Genomic DNA, 21,411 nt, shown 5'->3' on the forward strand with positions numbered 1-21,411 from the left:
GCGATCCCACCATTGCCGCCAGCGGCGGCGCGGCCCGTTCCACCAGTGCCGCCGCTCGACGCGTTGCGGATGCGGTGGCGTGGTCCTCATGACGCTCTAGTTTAGGGCAAACCCTGAATCGATTCAGGCCGCAACCGCGTTACACCCGTGCAGGAGTCGGCGCACTGGGCTCCCATCGGCTAAAGGCGCCTGGGCCGCGAGGGCAGAAGAAGTCACCGACTGATCGAGTTTCATAATATAAAAAGTAAGACCGTGATTTGGAAATCGCCACATTTTGTGCGACACTGTGCGGCAATGCGCACCGTTTGCCGTCCGCTGTTCTGACCGTAGAGGAGACGATCCATGTCCGATCAAGCCGAACCCATTTCCCCGCTGCTGGCGCCCGATGACGACCCCCAGGAGACGCGTGAGTGGCTCGATGCGCTCGACGCGGTGATCGAGCGCGAAGGCCCGCAGCGCGCCCACTTCCTGTTGGAGCAGTTGCTGGAGGAGGCGCGCGAGCACAGCATCGATCTGCCGTTTTCTGCCACCACGGGCTACGTCAACACCATCGAGCCAGACGAAGAAGAGCAAAGCCCCGGCAACCTGGAGCTGGAGGGGCGGTTGCGCGCTTACATGCGCTGGAACGCGATGGCCATGGTGGTCAAGGCCAACCGGCTCGACTCGCCCGACGGCAGCGAGCTCGGTGGGCACATCAGTTCGTTTCAGTCGCTGGCGCATTTGCTGGCGTGCGGCTTCAACCACTTCTGGCACGCCGACGACACCGATCAGGGCGGCACGCACGGCGGCGACCTGCTGTACCTGCAGGGTCACAGTGCGCCGGGCATCTACGCGCGCGCCTTTCTGGAAGGCCGCATCAGCGAAGAGCAGCTGCTGAACTTTCGCCAGGAGGTGCAGGGCAAGGGGCTGTCGAGCTATCCGCACCCCAAGCTGATGCCCGAGTTCTGGCAGTTTCCCACGGTGTCGATGGGCCTGGGGCCGATCATGGGCATCTACCAGGCACGTTTCCTCAAATATCTGCACGCGCGCGGGATTGCCGACACCGCCCGCCGCAAGGTGTGGGTGTTTTGCGGCGACGGCGAAATGGACGAGCCAGAGAGCATGGGCGCCATCGGCTTGGCGGCGCGCGAGGGGTTGGACAACCTGATCTTCGTCGTCAACTGCAATCTGCAGCGGCTCGACGGGCCGGTGCGCGGCAACGGCAAGATCATTCAGGAGCTGGAAGGCGACTTCCGCGGCGCGGGCTGGAACGTGATCAAGCTGCTGTGGGGCAGCAACTGGGATCCGCTGTTGGCGCGTGACAAAGAGGGCGTGTTGCGTCGCATCATGATGGAGACGCTCGACGGCGACTACCAGGCGTTCAAAGCCAACGATGGGGCGTTCGTGCGCAAGCACTTCTTCGGTCGCCATCCCAAGGCGCTGGAACTGGTGGCCAAGATGAGCGATGCCGACATCTGGGCGTTGCGCCGCGGCGGGCACGACGCGCGCAAGGTGTATGCGGCGTTTCACCGTGCCTACCACCACAAGGGGCAGCCGACAGTCATTCTGGTCAAGACCGTCAAAGGCTACGGCATGGGACGCGCGGGCGAAGGCAAGAACACCGCGCACCAGACCAAGAAGCTGTCGGATGAGGACATTCGCTACTTCCGCGACCGCTTCAACATCCCGATTCCGGATAGCGAGCTGTCCAAGATTCCGTTCTACAAACCGGCCGACGACACGCCGGAGATGAAATATCTGCACGAGCGCCGCAAGGCCCTGGGGGGCTATCTGCCGCGGCGCCGCGTCCAGAGCGACGAGCAGTTTACCGTGCCGTCGCTGGAGACCTTCAGGGCGGTGCTGGAGCCCACGCCCGAGGGGCGCGAGATTTCCACCACCCAAGCATACGTGCGGTTTCTGACGCAGTTGCTGCGCGACCAGGCGCTGGGTCCGCGCGTGGTGCCCATTCTGGTCGATGAGGCACGCACCTTCGGCATGGAAGGGCTGTTCCGGCAGGTGGGCATTTACAACCCCAAGGGGCAGCTGTACACGCCGGTGGACAAGGACCAGGTGATGTACTACCGGGAGGACAAGGCGGGCCAGATTCTGCAGGAGGGTATCAACGAAGCTGGGGGGATGAGCTCGTGGATCGCGGCGGCCACGTCGTACTCGACCAACAACCGCATCATGATCCCGTTCTTCATCTACTACTCGATGTTTGGCTTTCAGCGCTTTGGCGATCTGGCCTGGGCAGCGGGCGACATGCAGGCGCGCGGCTTTTTATTGGGCGGCACGTCGGGGCGCACCACGCTCAATGGCGAAGGGCTGCAGCACCAGGACGGCCACAGCCACATGATTGCGGCCACCATCCCGAACTGCGTCAGCTACGACCCGACGTTTGCGCACGAGGTGGCGGTGATCCTGCACCACGGCCTCAAGCGCATGGTCGAGCGGCAGGACAATGTCTTCTACTATGTCACGTTGCTCAATGAAAACTACGCGCACCCGGGCCTGACGCCGGGCACCGAGGAGCAGATCATCCGTGGCATGTACCTGCTGCGGGAGGGGCCGAAGATGACCCCGCGCGTGCAGCTGCTGGGCAGTGGTGCCATCCTGCGCGAGAGCCTGGCGGCACAGACCCTGCTGGCGCAGGACTGGGGCGTGGCGGCCAATGTGTGGAGCTGCCCGAGCTTTACCGAGCTTGCGCGCGAAGGAGCAGATTGCGAGCGCTGGAATATGCTGCACCCCACCGCGACGCCGCGCGTGCCGTTCGTGACCCAGCAGCTGGATGCGCACCCCGGACCGGTGGTGGCTTCCACCGACTACGTGCGCGCGTTTGCAGAGCAGATTCGCCCCTATTTGCCGAAAGACCGCACCTACAGGGTGTTGGGGACTGACGGTTTCGGTCGCAGCGATTTCCGCTACCGCTTGCGGCGCCATTTCGAAGTGGATCGTCACTACATCGTGTTGGCGGCGCTCAAGGTCCTGGCCGACGAGGGCACAGTCCCCGCAGCGCGCGTGGTCGAAGCCATCCAGCGCTACGGCATCGACCCCGACAAGGTCAATCCCCTCTACGCCTGAGCATCGCGGGAGCTACGCATGGCACTGATCGAACTGAAGGTTCCCGACATTGGGGATTTCCAGGATGTGGCGGTGATTGAGCTGCTGGTCAAGCCGGGAGACCGGGTGGTGGTGGATCAGTCGCTGATCACGGTGGAAAGTGACAAGGCGTCGATGGAGATACCGGCCAGTCACGCGGGGGTGATTCGCGAGCTGCGGGTGGCGCTGGGTGACAAGGTCAGCGAAGGGTCGGTGATTGCGCTGTTGGAGGCGGAAGGGGTGCAAGCGCCGGTCCCGGCGGCGGGGGCGCCGACGCTGTCGCCTGCGGGCGCGCCGGCCGACGGTGCCGGCACGGCTGCCGCGGCGGGGCAGGTGGGTACGGCGGGCGCGCCGACCATGGGTGCCGGAACGCCTCCCGCGACAGGCACGTTCGTCTCGTCCGAAGGCGCGTCGGCTGCAGCGGTCACAATGGACGCGGCGTCGCAACCGCCGTCGGCAACGACCACGACCGCAACCGCGGTGGCAGCCGCCGCCTCTGCTGGCGTGGCGGCGCCCGCACATGAGCCGATGCGTCCACCGCTGGGGCTGCCACATGCGTCACCCGCGGTGCGCAAGTTTGCGCGTGAGTTGGGCGTGCCGCTGGAGGAGGTGCCCGGCTCGGGCCCCAAGGGCCGCATCACCCGCGAGGATGTGCTGGCGTTTACCCGCGCTGTCATGGCTGGACAGCAGCAAACGCGCGCTCAGGCGGCCAAGACACCGGTTGCGGGGGGCGACGGGGGTAGTGCGCTGGGCCTGCTGCCATGGCCGAAGGTGGACTTTGCCAAGTTCGGACCGATCGAGCGCCGGGAGCTGTCGCGCATCAAGAAAATCAGCGGCGCGAACCTGATGCGCAACGCGGTGATGATTCCGGCCGTCACCAACCACGACGACGCCGACATCACCGAGCTGGAGGCGTTTCGGCTGCAGCTCAACAAGGAGCACGAAAAAAGCGGCGTCAAGGTCACGATGCTGGCCTTCCTCGTCAAGGCCTGCGTGGCGGCGCTGCAGCGTTTCCCCGAATTCAACGCCTCGCTGGACATGGACAGCGGCGGCGAGGCGCTAATTCTGAAGCGCTATTGGAATATCGGTTTTGCCGCCGACACGCCCAACGGGTTGGTGGTGCCGGTGATCAAAAACGCCGATCAAAAAGGCGTGCTGCAAATCAGCCGCGAGCTGGCCGAACTGGCCGCCAAAGCCCGCGAGGGTAAGCTGTCGCCAGCGGAGATGTCGGGCGCGACGTTTACCATCTCCAGCTTGGGCGGCATTGGAGGACGCTATTTCACGCCCATCATCAACGCGCCCGAGGTGGCGATTCTGGGGGTGTGCAAGAGTCGCTGGGAGCCACAGTGGGATGGCCAGCAGTTCGTGCCACGCCTGATGCTGCCCTTGTCGCTGACGTGGGATCACCGCGTCATCGATGGCGCAGCGGCGGCGCGCTTCAACGCCTATCTGGGCCAGATCCTGGCGGACTTCCGCCGCGTGCTGCTGTGAGAAAGGCGCGACGATGGCACTGATCGAACTGAAGGTTCCCGACATTGGGGATTTCCAGGATGTGGCGGTGATTGAGCTGCTGGTCAAGCCGGGAGACCGGGTGGTGGTGGATCAGTCGCTGATCACGGTGGAAAGTGACAAGGCGTCGATGGAGATACCGGCCAGTCACGCGGGGGTGATTCGCGAGCTGCGGGTGGCGCTGGGTGACAAGGTCAGCGAAGGGTCGGTGATTGCGCTGTTGGAGGCGGAAGGGGTGCAAGCGCCGGCCCCGGCGGCGGGGGCGCCGTCTCCGTCGCCAGCCAGCGCACCGGACGCCGCTGCCGACGAGCTACCCATGAGCGCCGCGGCAGCGCCGCTTTCCCACTGGGGTGGCCCGGTTGCCTCGGGCACCCGCGCGGTAGCAGGCGCTGCGCAGGATGCGTCGGCCAGTTCCATCGCAGGGGCGGCTGCGGCAGCGCCCGCGGTGGGGGCGGGACCGGCGGATATCAGCTGCGATGTTTTGGTGCTGGGCGGCGGGCCCGGGGGTTATTCGGCGGCGTTTCGCGCTGCGGATTTGGGCCTGGATGTGGTGCTGGTGGAGCGCTACCCGACGTTGGGTGGAGTCTGTCTGAACGTTGGCTGCATTCCTTCCAAGGCGTTGCTGCACGTGGCTGCGGTTTGTGAGGAAGCACGCCACTTGTCGCAGGTCGGCATAGCGTTTGGCGAGCCGCGCGTGGACCTGCCCGCGCTGCGTGCGCACAAAGAGCGCGTGATCGGCAAGCTCACCGCCGGCCTGGCGGCGATGGCCAAAATGCGCAAGGTGCGTGTCATGCGCGGCACCGGCAGCTTTCTGGACGCCCATCGCGTGGTGGTCGAGGAAACCACCGGCGCCGGGCGGGATAAAACCGGCGCACAGACCGTCGTGGCGTTTGCGCGTTGCATCATTGCCGCCGGCTCACAAGCGGTGCGCTTGCCGTTTCTGCCCGATGACCCGCGCATCGTGGACAGCACGGGCGCACTGGCGCTGCCCGAGGTGCCGCGCCGCATGCTGGTGATTGGTGGCGGCATCATTGGGCTGGAGATGGCCACCGTCTACAGCGCCCTGGGCGCGCGCATCGATGTGGTCGAGATGGCCGATGGTCTTATGCCCGGAGCCGACCGCGATTTGGTGAAGGTGTGGCAAAAGCTCAACGCGCATCGCTTCGATCGCATCATGTTGCGCACCCGCACGGTGGCGGCCGAGGCGCGCGCCGACGGTGTGTGGGTGCGGTTTGAAGGGGCGGACGGCAGTGTACAGGAGGGGGTGTACGACCTGGTGCTGCAGGCCGTCGGGCGTCGCCCGAACGGGCGTCACATCGACGCCGACCGCGCCGGTGTGGCCGTCGATGAGCGCGGGTATGTGCCGGTGGATACGCAAATGCGCACCAACGTCGCGCATATCTTCGCCATCGGCGACATCGTCGGGCAGCCGATGCTGGCGCACAAAGCGGTACACGAAGGCCATGTGGCGGCCGAAGTGATCGCGGGTGAACTCAAGGGCGACGCCGCGTTGGCACGTTCGGCCTTCATCGCGCGCGTCATTCCCAGCGTCGCCTACACCAACCCCGAAGTAGCCTGGGTAGGACTGACGGAGGACCAAGCCAAAGCGCAGGGCATCGCCGTTGACAAGGGGCTGTTTCCGTGGTCAGCCTCTGGGCGAGCGATCGCAAACGGCTGCGAGCAGGGCTTTACCAAGCTGCTGTTCGATGCGGCAACGCACCGCATCGTGGGTGGGGGCATCGTCGGACCCAGTGCGGGCGACATGATCGGTGAAATCGCGCTGGCCATCGAAATGGGGGCCGACGCCATCGACATCGGGCGCACCATCCATCCGCACCCCACGCTGGGCGAAACCATCGGCTTGGCAGCAGAAGCGGCGCACGGCCACTGCACCGATTTACCGCCACCGCGACGCTGAGTGCGCAGTACCGGGCGCGGCAGCCCGGACACGCGCTGCACTTGATGCGCGTCAAACCGGCACCCTCCGTTCGGGACTAGGATGGGTTCCAATTTCGATACCCTATGGAGGATGCAACGATGCGAACGATGACCGCAAGGGGATGGGTCGTGGCCGGCTTGATGGCGTGCGCCAGCGCCGCCGTGTGGGCACAGGCAGGCGCGCGTGCCGTCTCGGTCGATCCGCTGGTGATCGGCGAAGTGGTGGCGCGCGATCGCTGCGCGGTCTGCCACGGGCCGTGTGGTCAGAGTGTCGCGCCGAACTATCCCCGCCTGGCCGGGCAAAACGCTCAGTATCTGTTCAATCAGTTGCAGGCCTTTGCGCGCGGCGAGCGCCTGGACACTGCGATGCAGGAAAAGGTCAAGGGCCTGAGCGCGACAGAGCTGGAGGCGGTGGCCGAGTACTACGCGCGGCAGAAGCCCGGCAACACGCCCAGCGGTGACGAACTGCTGCTGGCGGTCGGTCGCTACATTTACGAACGGGGCAACCGCCACAGTGGCCTGCCGCCGTGCGCCACCTGCCACGGTGCCCAGGCGCAGGGCAGTGCCGAGCTGCCGCGGCTGGCCGGGCAACACCCCGCCTACATCCAGCGGCAGGTGATGGCATTTCGCGATCGCAACGGCCCGCGCGACAGCCCCGTGATGCGCGTGATGGCGCACCGTCTGAGCGACCTCGAACTCGAGGCCGTGGCCGCTTACCTGGGCAACCTGAAGTAACGCGGGCGGCGGGGCTGCCTGCAGGGCCCTTGGCGCCCCCATGCGGGGCCCGCAACGGCGGGCGGCGGCAACGCATTTCCGAGACGCCTTCAGCGGGGGAAAGCGCCGTGGGCAGGGTAGGGAGCCGGTGCCGTTGGGTGCGGTGAGACTTCAGCAGTGGGTGGTCGGTCCGGGGCGCAGCCGCCCGCAACCGCCTCAGGCGATGTCGCCCCCGTCTTCCACCAACCCGCCCATGACGTGACTGAAGCCACCGTCGACGTACAGGATTTCGGCGCTGATGCCACCAGCCAAGTCACTGAGCAGAAACGCCGCGGCATGGCCCACGTCGTCGATGGTAACGTTGCGCCGAATGGGCGCGTTGTCGGCCACCACGCCCAAAATCTTGCCGAAACCCTTGATGCCGCTGGCCGCCAGCGTCTTGATGGGGCCGGCCGAAATACCGTTGACGCGCCAGCCGCGCCGATGGCGGCCCAGCGATTCGGCCAGATAGCGCACGCTGGCTTCTAGGCTGGCCTTGGCCAGCCCCATGGTGTTGTAGTTGGGCACCATGCGCACCGACCCCAGGTAGGTCAGTGTCAGCAGCGCCGCGTTGTCGTTCAGGTAGGGCAGCGCCGCCTTGGCCATGGCCGGGAAGCTGTAGGCGCTGATGTCGTGCGCGGTGCGAAAACCCTCTCGGCTGAGGCCGTCCAGAAAATCGCCGGCGATGGCCTCACGCGGCGCGTAGCCGATGCTGTGCACGAAGCCGTCGAAGTGCGGCCAGTGTGCCGACAGATCACGGAATAGCCGCTCGATCTGGGCGTCGTCGCTGACGTCGCACTCGAAGACCAGCGATGAGCCGAATTCGGCCGCAAACTCGGTGATGCGGTCCTTGAAACGCTCGCCCACGTAGCTAAACGCCAGCTCCGCGCCCTGCGCATGGCAGGCGCGGGCGATGCCGTAGGCGATCGAGCGATTGGACAGCACGCCGGTGATCAGCAGCTTCTTGCCGGCCAGAAATCCCATGGTTGTTGCTCCTTGGTGTCGGAAATCCTGCAGAATTGTCGCATGCGTCTATGCCTGCCTGATGCGTGTCACCGCTGGCCTGGGGGGCGCAGTGCCACCACGGCGCCACCAGCATTGGCCCTTGCGCCGATGCCTGCGCACATGACACCGTCCGCGTGGCTGGCTGCGGTATTGCGGCATGGGCTGTTGGCGGCGATGCTGGCCGCTGCGGTGCCTGCCGCCTCGGCGGCGCACGGCTACGCGCTGTGGGACCGGCTGCAGTACCCGCCCGACTTCACGCACTTTCGCTACGTCAACCCGCAAGCCCCCAAAGGAGGCGAGCTGCGGCTGGTGAGCAACCTGCGCACCTCCACCTTCGACAAATACAACCCCTTCACGCTGCGCGGCAGCGCTCCGGCTTACCTGGCTGACTTGTTGTTCGACACGCTGCTGGTGGGGGCAGCGGACGAGTTGGGCGCGGCGTATGGGCTGCTGGCCGAGGACGTGTCGGTGGCGCCGGATCGGCGCAGTGCGACCTTTCGCCTGCGGTCACAGGCGCGTTTTCACAACGGCGCCCCCGTGCTGGCCGAGGACGTGCGGCACAGCTTCGAGACCCTGACCGGCCCCCATGTCTCGCCGGCGTACCGGACGCTGCTGGCCGACGTGGCCGGTGTCGAGGTGCTGGACTCACGCACGGTACGCTTTCACTTTCGTGTGCCCAACCGAGAGCTGCCCCTGGTCGTCGGTGGCCTGCCCATCTTCAGCCGTGCCTGGGGTGACAGCATCGATCCCCGCACCGGGCAGCGCAAGACGTTCGATCAGGTCGTCACCGACATCCCCATCGGCAGTGGGCCGTACCGCATCGGTCCGGTCAAGTTCGGGCGTGACATCACCTATGTGCGCGACCCCAACTACTGGGCGCGCGATTTGCCGGTGCGCCGCGGTCAGTTCAACTTCGACCGCATCACAGTCAAAATCTACAAGGACAACACCGCGCGGCTGGAGGCCCTCAAAGCGGGCGAATTCGACCTGATGCGTTTCTTCTCTGCCGGCGACTGGGCGCGGCGCGTCAACGGCAAGCGCTTCGACAGCGGCGAACTGGTCAAAGGCGAGTTCCGCCACCATCTGCCCACGGGGTTTCAAAGCTATGTACTCAATACCCGCCGGCCGCCGCTGGATGATATCCGTGTGCGGCAGGCGCTGGAGCTGGCGCTGGACTTCGAGTGGATGAACGACCGCCTGTTCTACGGCAGTTACCAGCGCGTGCGTGGGCTGTTTGGCAATACCGCCTGTGCCGCGCGAGGGGAGCCCGACGCTGCGCAGCGCGCGTTGCTGCAGCCTTGGCGTAGCCAATTGCCCGAGGCGGTGTTCGGTCCGATGGCCGAGCCGCCGCGCACCGACGGTCCCCAAGGCCTGCGGGACAATCTCAAACGGGCGCAGGCGCTGTTGCACCAAGCCGGCTGGACCTTTCGCGACGGTGCGCTGCGCAATGCCGAGGGGCGCCCCTTGGTGCTGGAATACCTGGACAGCAACGAGGCGGGCGTGCGCGTGGTCACACCGTGGGCGCGCAACCTGGCGCGCATCGGTGTGGAGCTGCGTTTCCGCTCGGTGGACTTTGCGCTGTACCAGCAGCGCCTGCGCACGTTCGACTTCGACATCGTCTCGCTGGCCTTTCAGGGTACCCACCACCCGGGTGCCGAATATGCCGATCTGTTCGGCAGCGAAGCGGCGCGCACGCCGGATTCCGGTAATTTCACCGGCATCGCCAACCCGGCGGTGGACGACCTGATCCAACGCATGGTGCAGGCGTCGGACGAGCCGAGCTATCTGGCCGCGTGCCGCGCACTGGAGCGGGTGATCGCGCACAGCCACGTGTTGATTCCGCAGTGGTCGGCGCCGACTCATCGCCTGGCCTACAACGCCTGGCGTTTGGCTCACCCGCCCGAGATGCCGCCCTACGCCAGCGGCGAAGGTTGGGCGATCTCCACCTGGTGGGCGCGGCCCGCACCAGCGTCTCCCCGGTAGGGCAGGAGTCTGACCGTGTGGGCCTATGTCGTCAAACGCCTGCTGCTGATGATCCCGACCCTGTTTGGGGTGCTGCTGCTGACCTTCGTCGTGGTGCAGTTCGTGCCCGGCGGGCCGGTGGACCAGTATCTGGCCGAAGCGCGTGCCGGGTTGGGCAGCGGTGCTGAGGGCGGCGGCCTGGCGTACCGCGGCGCGCAGGGGGTGGACGCGCAGCGGCTGCAGCAGATCAAGGCGCTGTACGGCTTTGACAAACCGGCGCACGAGCGCTTCTGGCAGATGCTGGTGCAATTTGCGCGCTTCGACCTCGGGCAGAGCTTTTTTCAGAACAAGCCGGTGGCGCAGCTCATCTGGGAAAAGCTGCCGGTGTCGATGAGTCTTGGGCTGTGGACGTTTTTCATCAGCTACGGGGTGGCGGTGCCGCTGGGTATCGCCAAAGCGGTGCGCGCGGGCTCGCGCTTCGATTTGCTGACGTCACTGCTGGTGTTGGTGGCGTACGCCATCCCCGGGTTTGTGCTTGGGGTGGCGCTGCTCGTTATTTTCGGTGGGCAGCTGCAGTGGTTTCCCTTGCGCGGTCTGGTCAGCGACCACTGGGCCGAGCTGTCGTGGGGCGCGCGCATCGTTGACTACCTGTGGCACATCACGCTGCCGGTGCTGTCGATGGTGCTGGGCAGCTTTGCCGTCACCACGATGCTGACCAAGAATGCGATGCTGGAGGAGATTCGCAAGCAGTACGTGCTGGTGGCGCGCGCCAAGGGGCTCAGCGAACGCCAAGTGTTGTGGAAGCACGTGCTGCGCAACGCGCTCATCCCGATCGTTACCGGTTTTCCCGCGGCCTTCATCGGCGCGTTCTTCACCGGCAGCCTGCTGATCGAGACGCTGTTCTCTCTGGATGGCCTGGGGCTGCTGAGCTACGAGAGCGTGATCCGGCGCGACTATCCGGTGGTGATGGGGACGCTGTACCTGTTTACGCTGATCGGCCTGCTGACCAAGCTGGTGAGCGACCTGTGCTATGTCTGGGTGGACCCCCGTGTCAAGTTCGACTGAGCTTCAGGAGGCGGGCCCGGCCTTCGCGTCGGCCCTTGTCAGCCCCAGCCCGGCGCGCCGGGCATGGCGGCGCTTTGCGCGCAACCGGCTGGGATTCTGGAGCTTGGTGCTATTCGTGGCGCTGACCGGGGTCAGCCTGATGGCCGAGCTGATCTCCAACGACCGTCCGCTGGTGGTGCGCTATCAGGGCCAGTGGTACTGGCCGCTGTGGAACGACTACCCCGAGACCACCTTCGGTGGTGACTTCGAAACCCCCACCGACTATCTGGACCCGTTCGTGCGCGCGCGCCTGGCCGAGCCCGGCAACTGGGCGCTGTATCCGCCCAACCCCTACGGCCTGCAGACGCTGAACTACTACGACCGCGCACCGCTGCCGTCCCCGCCCAGTCGCGACAACTGGCTGGGTACTGACGACCGTGGGCGCGATATGGTGGCACAGCTGCTCTACGGCTTTCGGGTCAGCGTGCTGTTTGCGCTGGCGCTGACGGCCATCGGCGTGGTGCTGGGGGTGCTGGCCGGCGCCGTGCAGGGCTACTTTGGCGGGCGGGTCGACCTGACGATGCAGCGCCTCATCGAGATCTGGAGCGCGATGCCCGAGTTGTATCTGCTGATCATCTTCAGTGCCGTGTTCGCCCCCAGCGTGGCGCTGCTGCTGGTGCTGCTCAGCCTGTTTGGCTGGATGGGGCTGGCCGATTATGTGCGGGCGGAATTTTTGCGCAACCGCCAGCTCGACTACGTGCGGGCGGCACGTGCGCTGGGGCTGGGACACGGGGCCATTATTTGGCGGCACATTCTGCCCAATAGCCTCACGCCGGTGGTGACGTTTTTGCCGTTTCGCATGAGTGCGGCCATTTTGGCGCTGACGTCGCTGGACTTTTTGGGCCTTGGGGTGCCGCCGGGCACCCCCAGCCTGGGTGAATTGTTGGCGCAGGGCAAGGCCAACATCGACGCCTGGTGGATTTCGCTTTCTACCTTCGGCGTGCTGGTGCTGACCCTGGTGTTGTTGACCTTCATGGGTGATGCGCTGCGCGATGCCCTGGATCCGCGGCGGGCCGACGGATGAGCACGGCGTCCGTGGCATCGTCCCCTTTGCTGAGCGTGCGCGGACTGTGCGTGCGCTTGGGCGCGCGCGAGGTGGTGCGCGATGTGGCATTCGACGTGGCACCGGGCGAGAAGGTCGCCCTGGTGGGGGAGTCGGGGTCGGGCAAAACCGTCTCGGCGCTGAGTCTGCTGCGTCTGCTGCCCGACGCCCAGGTCAGCGGCAGCGTGTGCTTTGACCGGCAGGAGCTCACGACGCTGAGCGACCGCGCCCTGCGCGCGCTGCGGGGCGACGCCGTCGGCTACGTCTTCCAGGAGCCGATGACGGCGCTGGACCCGCTCTATCCGGTGGGGGAGCAGATCGCCGAGGCGTTGCGCGCCAAGCGCGGCCTGCCGGCCCGGCAAGCGTGGGCGCAGGCCGAGCACTGGCTTGAGCGGGTCGGCATCGACAAGGCACAGCAACGTGCGCGCCAGTACCCGCACCAGCTCAGCGGCGGTCAGCGCCAGCGCGCCATGATCGCCATGGCCCTGGCGCTGCAGCCGCGCTTGCTGGTGGCCGATGAGCCCACCACCGCGTTAGATGCGTCGCTGCGCCTACAGATTTTGGCACTGCTGGGCACGCTGCAGCGCGAGCTGGGACTGGCGGTGCTGCTCATCACCCACGACCTGCCGCTGGTGCAGCGCTTTGCCGACCGCGTGGTCGTGATGGAACATGGCCAGGTGGTGGAAAGCGGCGCCGTGCAAACGGTGTTTACCGCACCGCAGCATCCCTACACCCGGCGTCTGCTGGCCAGCCGTCTGTCCCGGCTGCTGGAGCCGGACGGCGACTGCGTGGCAGGCGGTGCGCCGGGCGCGCTGACGGTGGGCGCGTCGCCGCTCGCTGGCAGTCGCGGCGACGATGTCCCGTTGCCGCCAGCGGTGCTGCTGGCCGAGGGGGTCAGCGTGGACTACCCCGTGTCGCGGCCGGGCTGGCGGGGTTGGTTTCGCCGTCAGACGTTTACGGCGTTGCGGCAGGTCGCGGCGCGGCTGGAGCCTGGACGCACGCTGGGCGTGGTGGGCGAGTCCGGTTCGGGCAAATCGACCCTGGCGCTGGCGGCGCTAGGACTGCTGCCAGCGCACGGTATGTTGCGTGTGATGGGGCGGCCGTGGCGGGGGGGCGCGGCTGATCGCTCACTGCGACGCGCGGTGCAGGTGGTGTTTCAGGATCCGTATTCGTCGCTGTCGCCACGGTTGACGCTGGAGCAGATCGTGGAAGAGGGCCTGCGCGTGCACGAACCCGACCTGTCGCGCCAGCAGCGGCGCCAGCGGGTGGTGGCGGCGCTGCGCGACGTAGGCCTGATCGATCCGTCCTGGCCCGCCGACGAAGTCCACGCGTGGCTGCAGCGCTATCCGCACGCTTTCTCGGGGGGACAGCGGCAGCGCATCGCCATTGCCCGCGCGCTGATCGTGCAACCACGCCTGCTGGTGCTGGATGAGCCCACCAGCGCGCTCGACGTCACGGTGCAGCGGCAGGTGGTCGAGCTGCTGGTGCGGCTGCAGCGCGAGCGCGGATTGGCCTACCTGCTCATCACGCACGATGTCGATGTGGTGTGGGCGATGGCACACGAGGTGTTGGTGCTGCGCTCGGGCGAGGTGGTGGAGTCGGGGCCGGCGCGGCAGGTGCTGGAGCACCCCACACATGCCTACACGCGGCAGCTGCTGGCCGCCTCGGGCCTGGGGGGTGCAGCAGGGACCGGCGTCTGACGCGGTCACGACCGGAATGGCTGCACGGCTGCCGGGGCCAGCCACGGCCCATCGCCATCAAGCCGGCACGCCGGTGCGGCACGCGCCGAGTCACTGCATCGTGGCCCGCTGGCGGCGCAGGATGGGCCAGCGGCCCCACGCGCCGATTCACCGTACCCCGGTTGTGCCCGACTGTTGGTCGCCAATGACCCGCCGGTTATGTTCCAATTCGGTTTGGGCCGACGTCACCGGCCAGGCGAACGATCCTGTTGAGTGCATTGCTCTCACCTGCATCACCATGAGCGCTCCCCCCCCGATTGCGGAACCGGTTGGCGACGCCCCGCAGCCGGCGTCGCCCCTGAGCTGGTCTGCCCCGCTGCGTTGGCTGCGCCTGGGCTGGCGCGACTACCGGATCAATCCGCTGCCCGGCCTGCTGCATGGCGGCCTCATGGCCCTGTTCGGTCTGATTTTGTGGTTGGGCGTGCGCGACCAGTTCTGGCTGCTGGCCGGCGCCTTCACCGGATTTCTGATCATCGCCCCCGTGCTGGCCAGCGGCCTGTACGCGGTTAGCTGGTATTTGGAGCGCGGTGAGAAGGTGTGCTGCGCGGAAGTGGCGCAGCTGTGGACGTCGGGTGACCGGCGCCTGATGGCCTTTGGGGCATTGCTGGCGCTGGCCGGCACCGGCTGGGTTCTGACCTCGGCCGCGCTGATCACGCTGGCCTCACCGGTGCCGATCCGCGCGCCGGCCGATTTCGTGCGTCACATCGTGCTCGACCCCCACCTCGGCCTGTTCGAGGTCTGGTTGCTGCTGGGCGCTTTGCTGGCCGCACCGGTGTTTGCCTCCAGCGTGATGACGCTGCCGATGCTGGTGGATACGCGCACCCCGCTGTGGGTCGCCGTGGGCGAGAGCTGGCGCGCAGTCGGCAGCCAGCCGCTCGTCATGGGCCTGTGGGCCCTGTGCATCGTGGTGCTGGTGGCGGTGGGCATGGCGCTGGTGATGGTCGGGCTGATCCTCACCGTGCCGCTGCTGGCCTACGCCAGCTGGCATGCCTACCGCGACTTCGAGCGCGCCGGTCTCATTCGGCCGGTGCGGGGGTGAGGCTGCCGATGGATGGAACGTTGTTCGGCTTGACCGAAGCGCAGATCGCGCAGTTCGGTCTCACCTTCGGCGTGGGGGCCTTTATCCTGTATATGCTGTTTATCGTGCTGAACCTGGCGCGCGAGTCCAAGGCCGGCAAATTCGGCACCTTCGTGCTGTTTCTGGTGCTATCCTTGGGGATGCTGGGTTTCATTGCCAAAAATATCATTCAGTGGGTGTTGGGTATGTAGCCTTGCGGGTGGGGGAACGACGCAGCCGCGCCCGCGTGCGGGCATCCCCATCCCACTGCTCGACCCCGACGCAATCGACAAACGCCGATGACGTCACACCCGACTTTTATCATCCCGCATCGCGACGCCGACGAAACCTACGTCGTCGGTGAACCGGTGCTTGCAGCCGCCGTCGAAGGGTGGAACGGTCGGGTCGTCGACGGCCATCTCGTCGATTTCCAGCCGCAGCTGGGCATGCTCAAGCTGGTGCCAGCCGGACAGTCCCGCCCTGTTTCGCTGCGATTTGCGCAGATCAAGCGCTTGCGCATTCCGCCCAAGCCGGGCACACCGCTGCCGTTCCTGCCGTCTGGCTACGCGGATGAGTCCTTGCGGCCGTTCGCCGTGCGGCTGCGCGATGGGGCGGTGTATGCCGGGTTGTGCCACGACTGCCGCCGGCAGCCGCACGGGGTGTGGATTTTTCCGCGTGTCGTCAGCGGTGACGATCCCGAGCGTGTCTTTTTGCCGCGCCAGGGAATCGCGGGGCTGGAGTTCCGGCGCGCGGACGGGCAGGCGCTGGCGGACAGCGGCTTCGGGCAGACGCTGCTCGACGCGGACACCGCGGCCGAGCCTCTCCCCGAGCCCAGTGCCCCAGCCATGGTGGAGACGCCAGAGCAGTTGCGCGAAGCGCTGGAGCGGCAGGCGCGCCTGAAGCCGGTGCCGATCGGTGAAGCGCTGATCGGATTGGGTAAAGTCAGCGCAGCGCAGCTGCGCGAGGCGCTGGAGCGTCAGAAGCGCGAGCCCAATCAACCCCTGGGCCAGATGCTGGTGAAGATGGGGCTGATCCAGCCTTCCGACCTGCAGGTGGCGTTGGCGCGCAAGATGGGCTACCCGTTCCTGGACGTGCGCAAGTACCCGCTCGACATGGCGGCGCTGCGGCTGGTGCCAGCGCCGTTGGCGGCACGCCTGCAGGTGCTGCCGGTAACCTTACAGGGATCGGCGCTGGTGGTGGCGATGCCCGACCCGCTGCAGTTCAAGGCCATCGACGAACTCGAATTCACCGCGCAGCGCAAGGTGATTCCGGTGGTGGGCGTGGCCGCCGCCATCCAGGGGCGCATCACCGAGGCCTACCGCTCTGTCGGCCTGACTGACGACGCGCCGCCGGGGCCGAACACCACCTCGAATCCGATGGCGCCCGAGCGCAACGTCGAAGCGTGGCAGCTGGTGGCCGAGCTGGCGAGCGACAACGGGGTCGACGGTGCGGACGAGCGGCCGATCGAGCAGTCCGACAATACGCTGGTCAAGCTGGTCAACTCGATGATCATCGAGGCCTTTCACCAGCGCGCGTCGGACATCCACATCGAACCGTACCCCGGGCGAGAGAAGGTGGTGATCCGCTTCCGCGTCGACGGCGAGCTGCGCCCCTATCTGGAGCTGCCCTCCAATTACCGCAACGCGCTGGTGGCGCGCATCAAGGTGATGTGCGACCTCGACATTTCCGAGCGGCGCAAGCCGCAGGACGGCAAGATTCACTTCCGCCGCTTCGGGGGGCTGCCGATCGAGCTGCGCGTGGCCACCATTCCCACCGCCAACGGACTGGAAGACGTCGTGATGCGCATCCTCAACGCATCGGAGGCATTGCCGCTGGAGGGATTGCATCTCAGTCCGCGCAATCTGACCGAAATCGAGCGCGTCCTGACGCGACCTTATGGGTTGCTGCTGTGCGTTGGGCCCACCGGTTCGGGCAAAACCACGACCCTGCACGCCGCTTTGCGGCGCCTCAACACCCCGAACCGCAAGGTCTGGACGGCCGAAGATCCAGTCGAGATCACGCAGCGGGGCCTGCGCCAGATTCAGGTCAACCCGAAGATCGGCTGGACCTTTGCCAACGCGCTGCGGGCGCTGTTGCGTGCCGACCCCGACGTCATCATGGTGGGCGAGATCCGGGATGCGGAGACGGCCGAAATGGCGGTGGAAGCGTCGCTGACGGGACACTTCGTCATGTCAACGCTACACACCAACTCGGCGGCGGAAACGATTCTGCGTTTGCGCGACCTGGGGGTGGATCCGTTTTCGTTTGCCGACTCGCTGCAGGCCATTCTGGCGCAGCGCCTGGTGCGGCGGCTATGCCCGGCGTGTGTACGCTATGACCCCGTGTCGCCTGAGCGTTTGGGCGAGCTGATGCGCGACTACCAAGCGCAGCTGCCGCCCGACCATCCCTTGCGCGATGAGGCTGCGTTGGAGCGCGAATGGCGGGCTCGTTTCAGCCGTGATGGTGAATTGCGGCTGGGCCACGCCCCGGGCTGCTCCGAATGTGGGCAGACCGGCTATCGAGGGCGACTGGCGCTGCATGAGCTGCTGGTGACGACACCCGCGATGCGGCAGCTGGTCCAAAGCAGTGCCTCGCCGGCCGACCTGATGGCGCAGGCCATCCGAGATGGCATGCGTGCCCTGCGTCAGGACGGGATCGAAAAAGTGCTGGCGGGACTGACCTCGCTGGCCGAGGTGCGCGCCGCCAGCAACATCTAGCCGGACGCAGGCTCGCCTACTGCGCCGCGCATGACGCGGCGTTCGTGTCCAAGGCGGTGGTGTCTATCAGCAGGATGTTCGGCGCGGCCCATGACGCGATGCATGGTCGCGGACGCGTCAGCGGTGCCAGACCTGTGCCCAGGCGCGTGCGCCGCCAGGGCGGCGGCGCGGGCGGCACGTCTGGTCCGCGCCGTCAGCAACCGCGCGTCATCGGCATCTCCACCTCGGTGCGAGTGGCGGCGTACTTGGCCAGTTCCAACTTGGCGATGGCGTTGCGGTGCACCTCGTCGGGGCCATCGGCCAGCCGCAGCGTGCGCTGGTGCGCGTAGCTGCGTGCCAGCGGCGTCACCTGCGACACCCCGGCCCCACCCCAGGCCTGAATGGCCCAGTCGATGACTTGGCAAGCCACGTTGGGCGCCACCACCTTGATCATGGCGATTTCGGCCTTGGCGGCTTTGTTGCCCACCGTATCCATCATGTAGGCCGCCTTGAGCACCAGCAGCCGCGCCTGCTCGATCAGGCAGCGTGCCTCGGCGATGCGCTCGTGCCAGACGGTCTGGGCCGCGATCGGCTTGCCAAAGGCGATGCGCTGGCTCAAGCGCTGGCACATCAGCTCCAGTGCCCGCTCGGCCGCACCGATGGAGCGCATGCAGTGGTGGATGCGACCCGGCCCCAGGCGCCCCTGTGCGATCTCGAAGCCGCGGCCTTCCCCCAGCAGCACGTGATCCAGCGGCACGCGCACGTTCTCCAGCACCACTTCCATGTGACCGTGGGGCGCATCGTCGTAGCCGAATACCGACAGCGCGCGCACCACGCGGATGCCCGGGGTGTCGGCGGGCACCACGACCATCGACTGCTGAGCGTGGCGCGGCGCCTCCGGGTTGGTCTTGCCCATGACGATGTAGACCGCGCAGCGCGGATCGCCGGCGCCCGATGACCACCACTTGCGTCCGTTGATGACGTAGTGATCACCGTCGCGCTCGATGCGGCACTGGATGTTGGTGGCATCCGACGAGGCCACCTCCGGTTCGGTCATCAGGAACGCGGAGCGAATCTCCCCGCGCAGCAGCGGCTCCAGCCAACGGTCCTTGAGGGCCTCGCTGGCGTAGCGCTCCAGCGTCTCCATGTTGCCGGTGTCGGGCGCGGAGCAGTTGAAGACCTCGGCGGCCCACGGCACCCGTCCCATGATTTCGCACAGGGGTGCGTACTCCAGATTGCTCAGCCCCTCGGGGGCGCGGGGGGAATTGGGCAGAAACAGGTTCCACAGCCCGGCGGCACGCGCCTTCGGCTTGAGCTCTTCGATCACGCGCGCGGGCAGCCACGGGTTGCCAGCGGCGCGGTTGGCCGCCACTTCCTCCTCATAGCGTTCTTCGTTGGGGTAGATGTACTCGTCCATGAACGCCGTCAGGCGTTCGCGCAGCGCTTGCACGCGGGGGCTGTAGGCAAAGTCCATGGCGGGGCTCCTGGCATGGGTAAGGACAGAGGTTTTGAGAAAAACGGGAAGCGGAGGTGACCGAGCTGGGGGGCGTGCCATCCTCCATCAGCGTACGGACCTGTGCATCGGGTCACGGTATGCGGGCGGCTTGATCGTCACGGGTCAGCCATAGCGCTGCGCAAAACGCCAGGCCAGTTGGGCCAGCGGCCGCGCCCCGGCGGCGCTCTGCCGGGCCTGGGCGCTGGAGGCAATACCCAACTCCACCCGCTTGGCGATCCCCTGCAGAATGGCCGCCAGGCGGAAGGCGTTGTAGGCGAGGAAGAACGGCCAGTCGCGCCGCAGCGCCTGCGGGCTGGTAAAACCAGTGCTCTCGCAGTAGCGTTCGATATATTCGTCCTCGGAAGGAATGCCCAGGGCCACCCAGTCCAGGCCACCGATGCCCCGAAAGGCGCCGGGCTGGATGTGCCAGGACATGCAGTGGTAGCTGAAATCGGCCAGCGGATGGCCGAGGGTGGACAGTTCCCAGTCCAGCACCGCCACGATGCGTGGCTGCTGCGGATGAAACATCAGGTTGTCGAGCCGGTAGTCGCCATGCACGATGCTGACGAGTTGCTCGTCTTGAGCCAGCGCCGGCAGATGTTCGGGCAGCCACGCCATCAGCGCCTCCATCTCGGGAATAGGCTCGGTGATGGAGGCGACGTACTGCTTACTCCAGCGGGCGATCTGGCGCTCGAAGTAGTTGCCCGGTTTGCCGTAGTCGGCCAGTCCCACGGCTTGGACGTCCACCCGGTGCAGCGTGGCGAGCACGCGGTTCATCTCCAGATAGTGGGCGCGGCGGTCGGCAGGCGTCATGCCGGGCAGCGCGGGGTCCCACAGCACTCGGCCCTCGATGTGCTCCATCACGTAAAACGCGCGGCCGATGACCGATTCATCCTCGCACAGCACACCCATGCGCGGCACCGGTACGGCACTGTGTGCCAGCGCCTGCATGACGCGGAACTCGCGCTCGATGGCGTGCGCCGACGGCAGCAGTTTGGCCACCGGCCCGGGCTTGGTCCGCATCACATAGGTGCGCTTGGGGGTGCGCAGGCGGTATGTCGGGTTGGACTGCCCGCCCGGGAATTTCTCGATGGACAGCGGCCCGCGAAAACCGCTGACGTGTGCCTGCAGCCAGCGCTGCAGCGCGTCCGCATCCAGGGTGTGCGCGGGCAGGGGGGTGGCGGTGGGGGGGGTGTCGGTCATGGCCGCAGCAGGGACGGATTGACCCCGCGGTCGGCCCAGCCGCCACGGGTCAGGGTTCGGATTCGACGATGCGCAGCAGCTGGGCGCGGTCGCGCACCACCAGGCCTCCGGGCTCGATGCGGATGGCACCCTCGCGCTCCATCGACTTGAGCTCTTGATTGACGCGTTGACGCGACGCGCCCAGCAGCTGGGCGAGTTCTTCCTGGGCCAGATGCAATCCGATGCGGATCTCGCTGCCGTTGGCCAAGCAGGGCAGGCCATACGAACGGCTCAGGTGCAGCAGTTGCTTGGCCAGACGCGCACGCAGCGGTAGGGTGTTGAGGTCCTCCACCAAGCCAAACAGCGTGCGGATGCGGCGTGCGTGTAGCCGCAGCAGCGCCTCGTACAGCTCGACATGCTGCTCCAGGATGCGCTGGAAATCGCTGCGCGCCACGCACAGCAGCGTGGTGGCGCCATGGGCGTAGGCGTCGTGCGTGCGTGCATCGCCATCGAACATCGCCACGTCGCCAAACCACACGCCCGGCTCGACGTACGTCAGCGTGATCTGCTTGCCCGTGATCGAGGTCGAGCTGACGCGCACCGCGCCCTTGGCCACCGCGCTCCAGACCGTGGGCGGGTCGCCGCGAGCGGCGATCAGCTCGCCGTCGCTGTAACGTTTGACGTAGGCACATCGCAAAATGTCGTGACGCAGGGAGGGGGACAGGCTGGAAAACCAGCGGCCTTGGTTGATAGCCTGGCGCTCCTCCATTGTCAGGATCGGTTCATCCAGGGGCTGTCGTGTGAGCGACTGCAGGGACATCGTGGGGTCTCCTCGGTGACATCGGGCGGAT

General features: G+C 66.7%; 15 protein-coding genes. 11 read left to right on the plus strand and 4 right to left on the minus strand.

Going from position 1 to position 21,411, the window contains the following annotated elements; translation table 11 throughout:
- Nucleotides 1-342 precede the first annotated feature (342 nt).
- From aceE to V7Z54_RS04205, 4 genes are all read left to right on the plus strand, one after another.
- On the plus strand, nucleotides 343-3,060 hold the full coding sequence (aceE, locus tag V7Z54_RS04190) for a pyruvate dehydrogenase (acetyl-transferring), homodimeric type (RefSeq protein WP_334134580.1): 2,718 nt from the start codon (nucleotides 343-345) through the stop codon (nucleotides 3,058-3,060).
- Between the two features lie 18 nt (nucleotides 3,061-3,078).
- A complete protein-coding gene (locus tag V7Z54_RS04195; protein ID WP_334134581.1) occupies nucleotides 3,079-4,569 on the plus strand; it encodes a dihydrolipoyllysine-residue acetyltransferase in 1,491 nt (496 codons plus the stop codon).
- A 13-nt stretch (nucleotides 4,570-4,582) separates the two neighbouring features.
- Nucleotides 4,583-6,505: a dihydrolipoyl dehydrogenase gene (gene lpdA, locus V7Z54_RS04200; protein WP_334134582.1), complete on the plus strand. Its 1,923-nt coding sequence runs from the start codon at nucleotides 4,583-4,585 to the stop codon at nucleotides 6,503-6,505.
- A gap of 119 nt (nucleotides 6,506-6,624) precedes the next feature.
- On the plus strand, nucleotides 6,625-7,260 hold the full coding sequence (locus V7Z54_RS04205; protein WP_334134583.1) for a c-type cytochrome: 636 nt from the start codon (nucleotides 6,625-6,627) through the stop codon (nucleotides 7,258-7,260).
- Between the two features lie 195 nt (nucleotides 7,261-7,455).
- Here V7Z54_RS04205 and fabI read toward each other — a convergent pair whose 3' ends face one another.
- Nucleotides 7,456-8,262 carry an enoyl-ACP reductase FabI gene (fabI, locus tag V7Z54_RS04210; protein ID WP_334134584.1) on the minus strand — a complete coding sequence of 269 codons (807 nt, stop codon included), beginning with the start codon at nucleotides 8,260-8,262 and terminating at the stop codon, nucleotides 7,456-7,458.
- 141 nt (nucleotides 8,263-8,403) lie between these two features.
- Here fabI and V7Z54_RS04215 point away from each other — a divergent pair, with 141 nt between their 5' ends.
- From V7Z54_RS04215 to V7Z54_RS04245, 7 genes are all read left to right on the plus strand, one after another.
- Nucleotides 8,404-10,266, plus strand: coding sequence for an extracellular solute-binding protein (locus tag V7Z54_RS04215; protein ID WP_443082426.1), 1,863 nt, complete (start codon nucleotides 8,404-8,406; stop codon nucleotides 10,264-10,266).
- A 15-nt stretch (nucleotides 10,267-10,281) separates the two neighbouring features.
- On the plus strand, nucleotides 10,282-11,310 hold the full coding sequence (locus tag V7Z54_RS04220; RefSeq protein WP_334134586.1) for a microcin C ABC transporter permease YejB: 1,029 nt from the start codon (nucleotides 10,282-10,284) through the stop codon (nucleotides 11,308-11,310).
- A complete protein-coding gene (locus V7Z54_RS04225) occupies nucleotides 11,276-12,373 on the plus strand; it encodes an ABC transporter permease (protein ID WP_334134588.1) in 1,098 nt (365 codons plus the stop codon). The genes V7Z54_RS04220 and V7Z54_RS04225 overlap by 35 nt, the downstream gene beginning before the upstream one ends.
- Entirely contained in the window at nucleotides 12,370-14,091 is a 1,722-nt protein-coding gene (locus V7Z54_RS04230; RefSeq protein WP_334134590.1) for an ABC transporter ATP-binding protein, read from the plus strand. The genes V7Z54_RS04225 and V7Z54_RS04230 overlap by 4 nt, the downstream gene beginning before the upstream one ends.
- 277 nt (nucleotides 14,092-14,368) lie before the next feature.
- The gene (locus tag V7Z54_RS04235; protein WP_334134591.1) at nucleotides 14,369-15,169 is read left to right on the plus strand and encodes a DUF2189 domain-containing protein; all 801 of its coding nucleotides are present in this window, start codon (nucleotides 14,369-14,371) and stop codon (nucleotides 15,167-15,169) included.
- 8 nt (nucleotides 15,170-15,177) lie between these two features.
- A complete protein-coding gene (locus tag V7Z54_RS04240; protein WP_334134593.1) occupies nucleotides 15,178-15,399 on the plus strand; it encodes a DUF2788 domain-containing protein in 222 nt (73 codons plus the stop codon).
- Between the two features lie 87 nt (nucleotides 15,400-15,486).
- The gene (locus V7Z54_RS04245; protein ID WP_334134595.1) at nucleotides 15,487-17,904 is read left to right on the plus strand and encodes a GspE/PulE family protein; all 2,418 of its coding nucleotides are present in this window, start codon (nucleotides 15,487-15,489) and stop codon (nucleotides 17,902-17,904) included.
- A 193-nt stretch (nucleotides 17,905-18,097) separates the two neighbouring features.
- Here V7Z54_RS04245 and V7Z54_RS04250 read toward each other — a convergent pair whose 3' ends face one another.
- The 3 genes from V7Z54_RS04250 to V7Z54_RS04260 form a co-directional block, all read right to left on the minus strand.
- The gene (locus V7Z54_RS04250; protein WP_334134596.1) at nucleotides 18,098-19,357 is read right to left on the minus strand and encodes an acyl-CoA dehydrogenase family protein; all 1,260 of its coding nucleotides are present in this window, start codon (nucleotides 19,355-19,357) and stop codon (nucleotides 18,098-18,100) included.
- Between the two features lie 144 nt (nucleotides 19,358-19,501).
- Nucleotides 19,502-20,581 carry a phosphotransferase gene (locus V7Z54_RS04255; RefSeq protein ID WP_334134600.1) on the minus strand — a complete coding sequence of 360 codons (1,080 nt, stop codon included), beginning with the start codon at nucleotides 20,579-20,581 and terminating at the stop codon, nucleotides 19,502-19,504.
- Nucleotides 20,582-20,630: 49 nt separating this feature from the next.
- A complete protein-coding gene (locus tag V7Z54_RS04260) occupies nucleotides 20,631-21,350 on the minus strand; it encodes a Crp/Fnr family transcriptional regulator (protein ID WP_334134610.1) in 720 nt (239 codons plus the stop codon).
- Nucleotides 21,351-21,411 lie beyond the last annotated feature (61 nt).

It is taken from the genome of Tepidimonas sp. (genome assembly GCF_036824975.1).
In the GTDB taxonomy this organism is placed as follows: domain Bacteria; phylum Pseudomonadota; class Gammaproteobacteria; order Burkholderiales; family Burkholderiaceae_C; genus Tepidimonas.

Excerpts from the sequence above, each read along its gene's own strand:
- V7Z54_RS04205 (WP_334134583.1), top strand. The coding sequence starts at position 6,625 with ATGCGAACGATGACCGCAAGGGGATGGGTCGTGGCCGGCTTGATGGCG.
- V7Z54_RS04225 (WP_334134588.1), top strand. The coding sequence starts at position 11,276 with ATGTCTGGGTGGACCCCCGTGTCAAGTTCGACTGAGCTTCAGGAGGCG.
- lpdA (WP_334134582.1), top strand. The coding sequence starts at position 4,583 with ATGGCACTGATCGAACTGAAGGTTCCCGACATTGGGGATTTCCAGGAT.
- V7Z54_RS04255 (WP_334134600.1), bottom strand. The coding sequence starts at position 20,581 with ATGACCGACACCCCCCCCACCGCCACCCCCCTGCCCGCGCACACCCTG.
- V7Z54_RS04235 (WP_334134591.1), top strand. The coding sequence starts at position 14,369 with ATGAGCGCTCCCCCCCCGATTGCGGAACCGGTTGGCGACGCCCCGCAG.
- V7Z54_RS04195 (WP_334134581.1), top strand. The coding sequence starts at position 3,079 with ATGGCACTGATCGAACTGAAGGTTCCCGACATTGGGGATTTCCAGGAT.
- fabI (WP_334134584.1), bottom strand. The coding sequence starts at position 8,262 with ATGGGATTTCTGGCCGGCAAGAAGCTGCTGATCACCGGCGTGCTGTCC.
- V7Z54_RS04245 (WP_334134595.1), top strand. The coding sequence starts at position 15,487 with ATGACGTCACACCCGACTTTTATCATCCCGCATCGCGACGCCGACGAA.
- aceE (WP_334134580.1), top strand. The coding sequence starts at position 343 with ATGTCCGATCAAGCCGAACCCATTTCCCCGCTGCTGGCGCCCGATGAC.
- V7Z54_RS04215 (WP_443082426.1), top strand. The coding sequence starts at position 8,404 with ATGACACCGTCCGCGTGGCTGGCTGCGGTATTGCGGCATGGGCTGTTG.
- V7Z54_RS04250 (WP_334134596.1), bottom strand. The coding sequence starts at position 19,357 with ATGGACTTTGCCTACAGCCCCCGCGTGCAAGCGCTGCGCGAACGCCTG.
- V7Z54_RS04240 (WP_334134593.1), top strand. The coding sequence starts at position 15,178 with ATGGATGGAACGTTGTTCGGCTTGACCGAAGCGCAGATCGCGCAGTTC.
- V7Z54_RS04230 (WP_334134590.1), top strand. The coding sequence starts at position 12,370 with ATGAGCACGGCGTCCGTGGCATCGTCCCCTTTGCTGAGCGTGCGCGGA.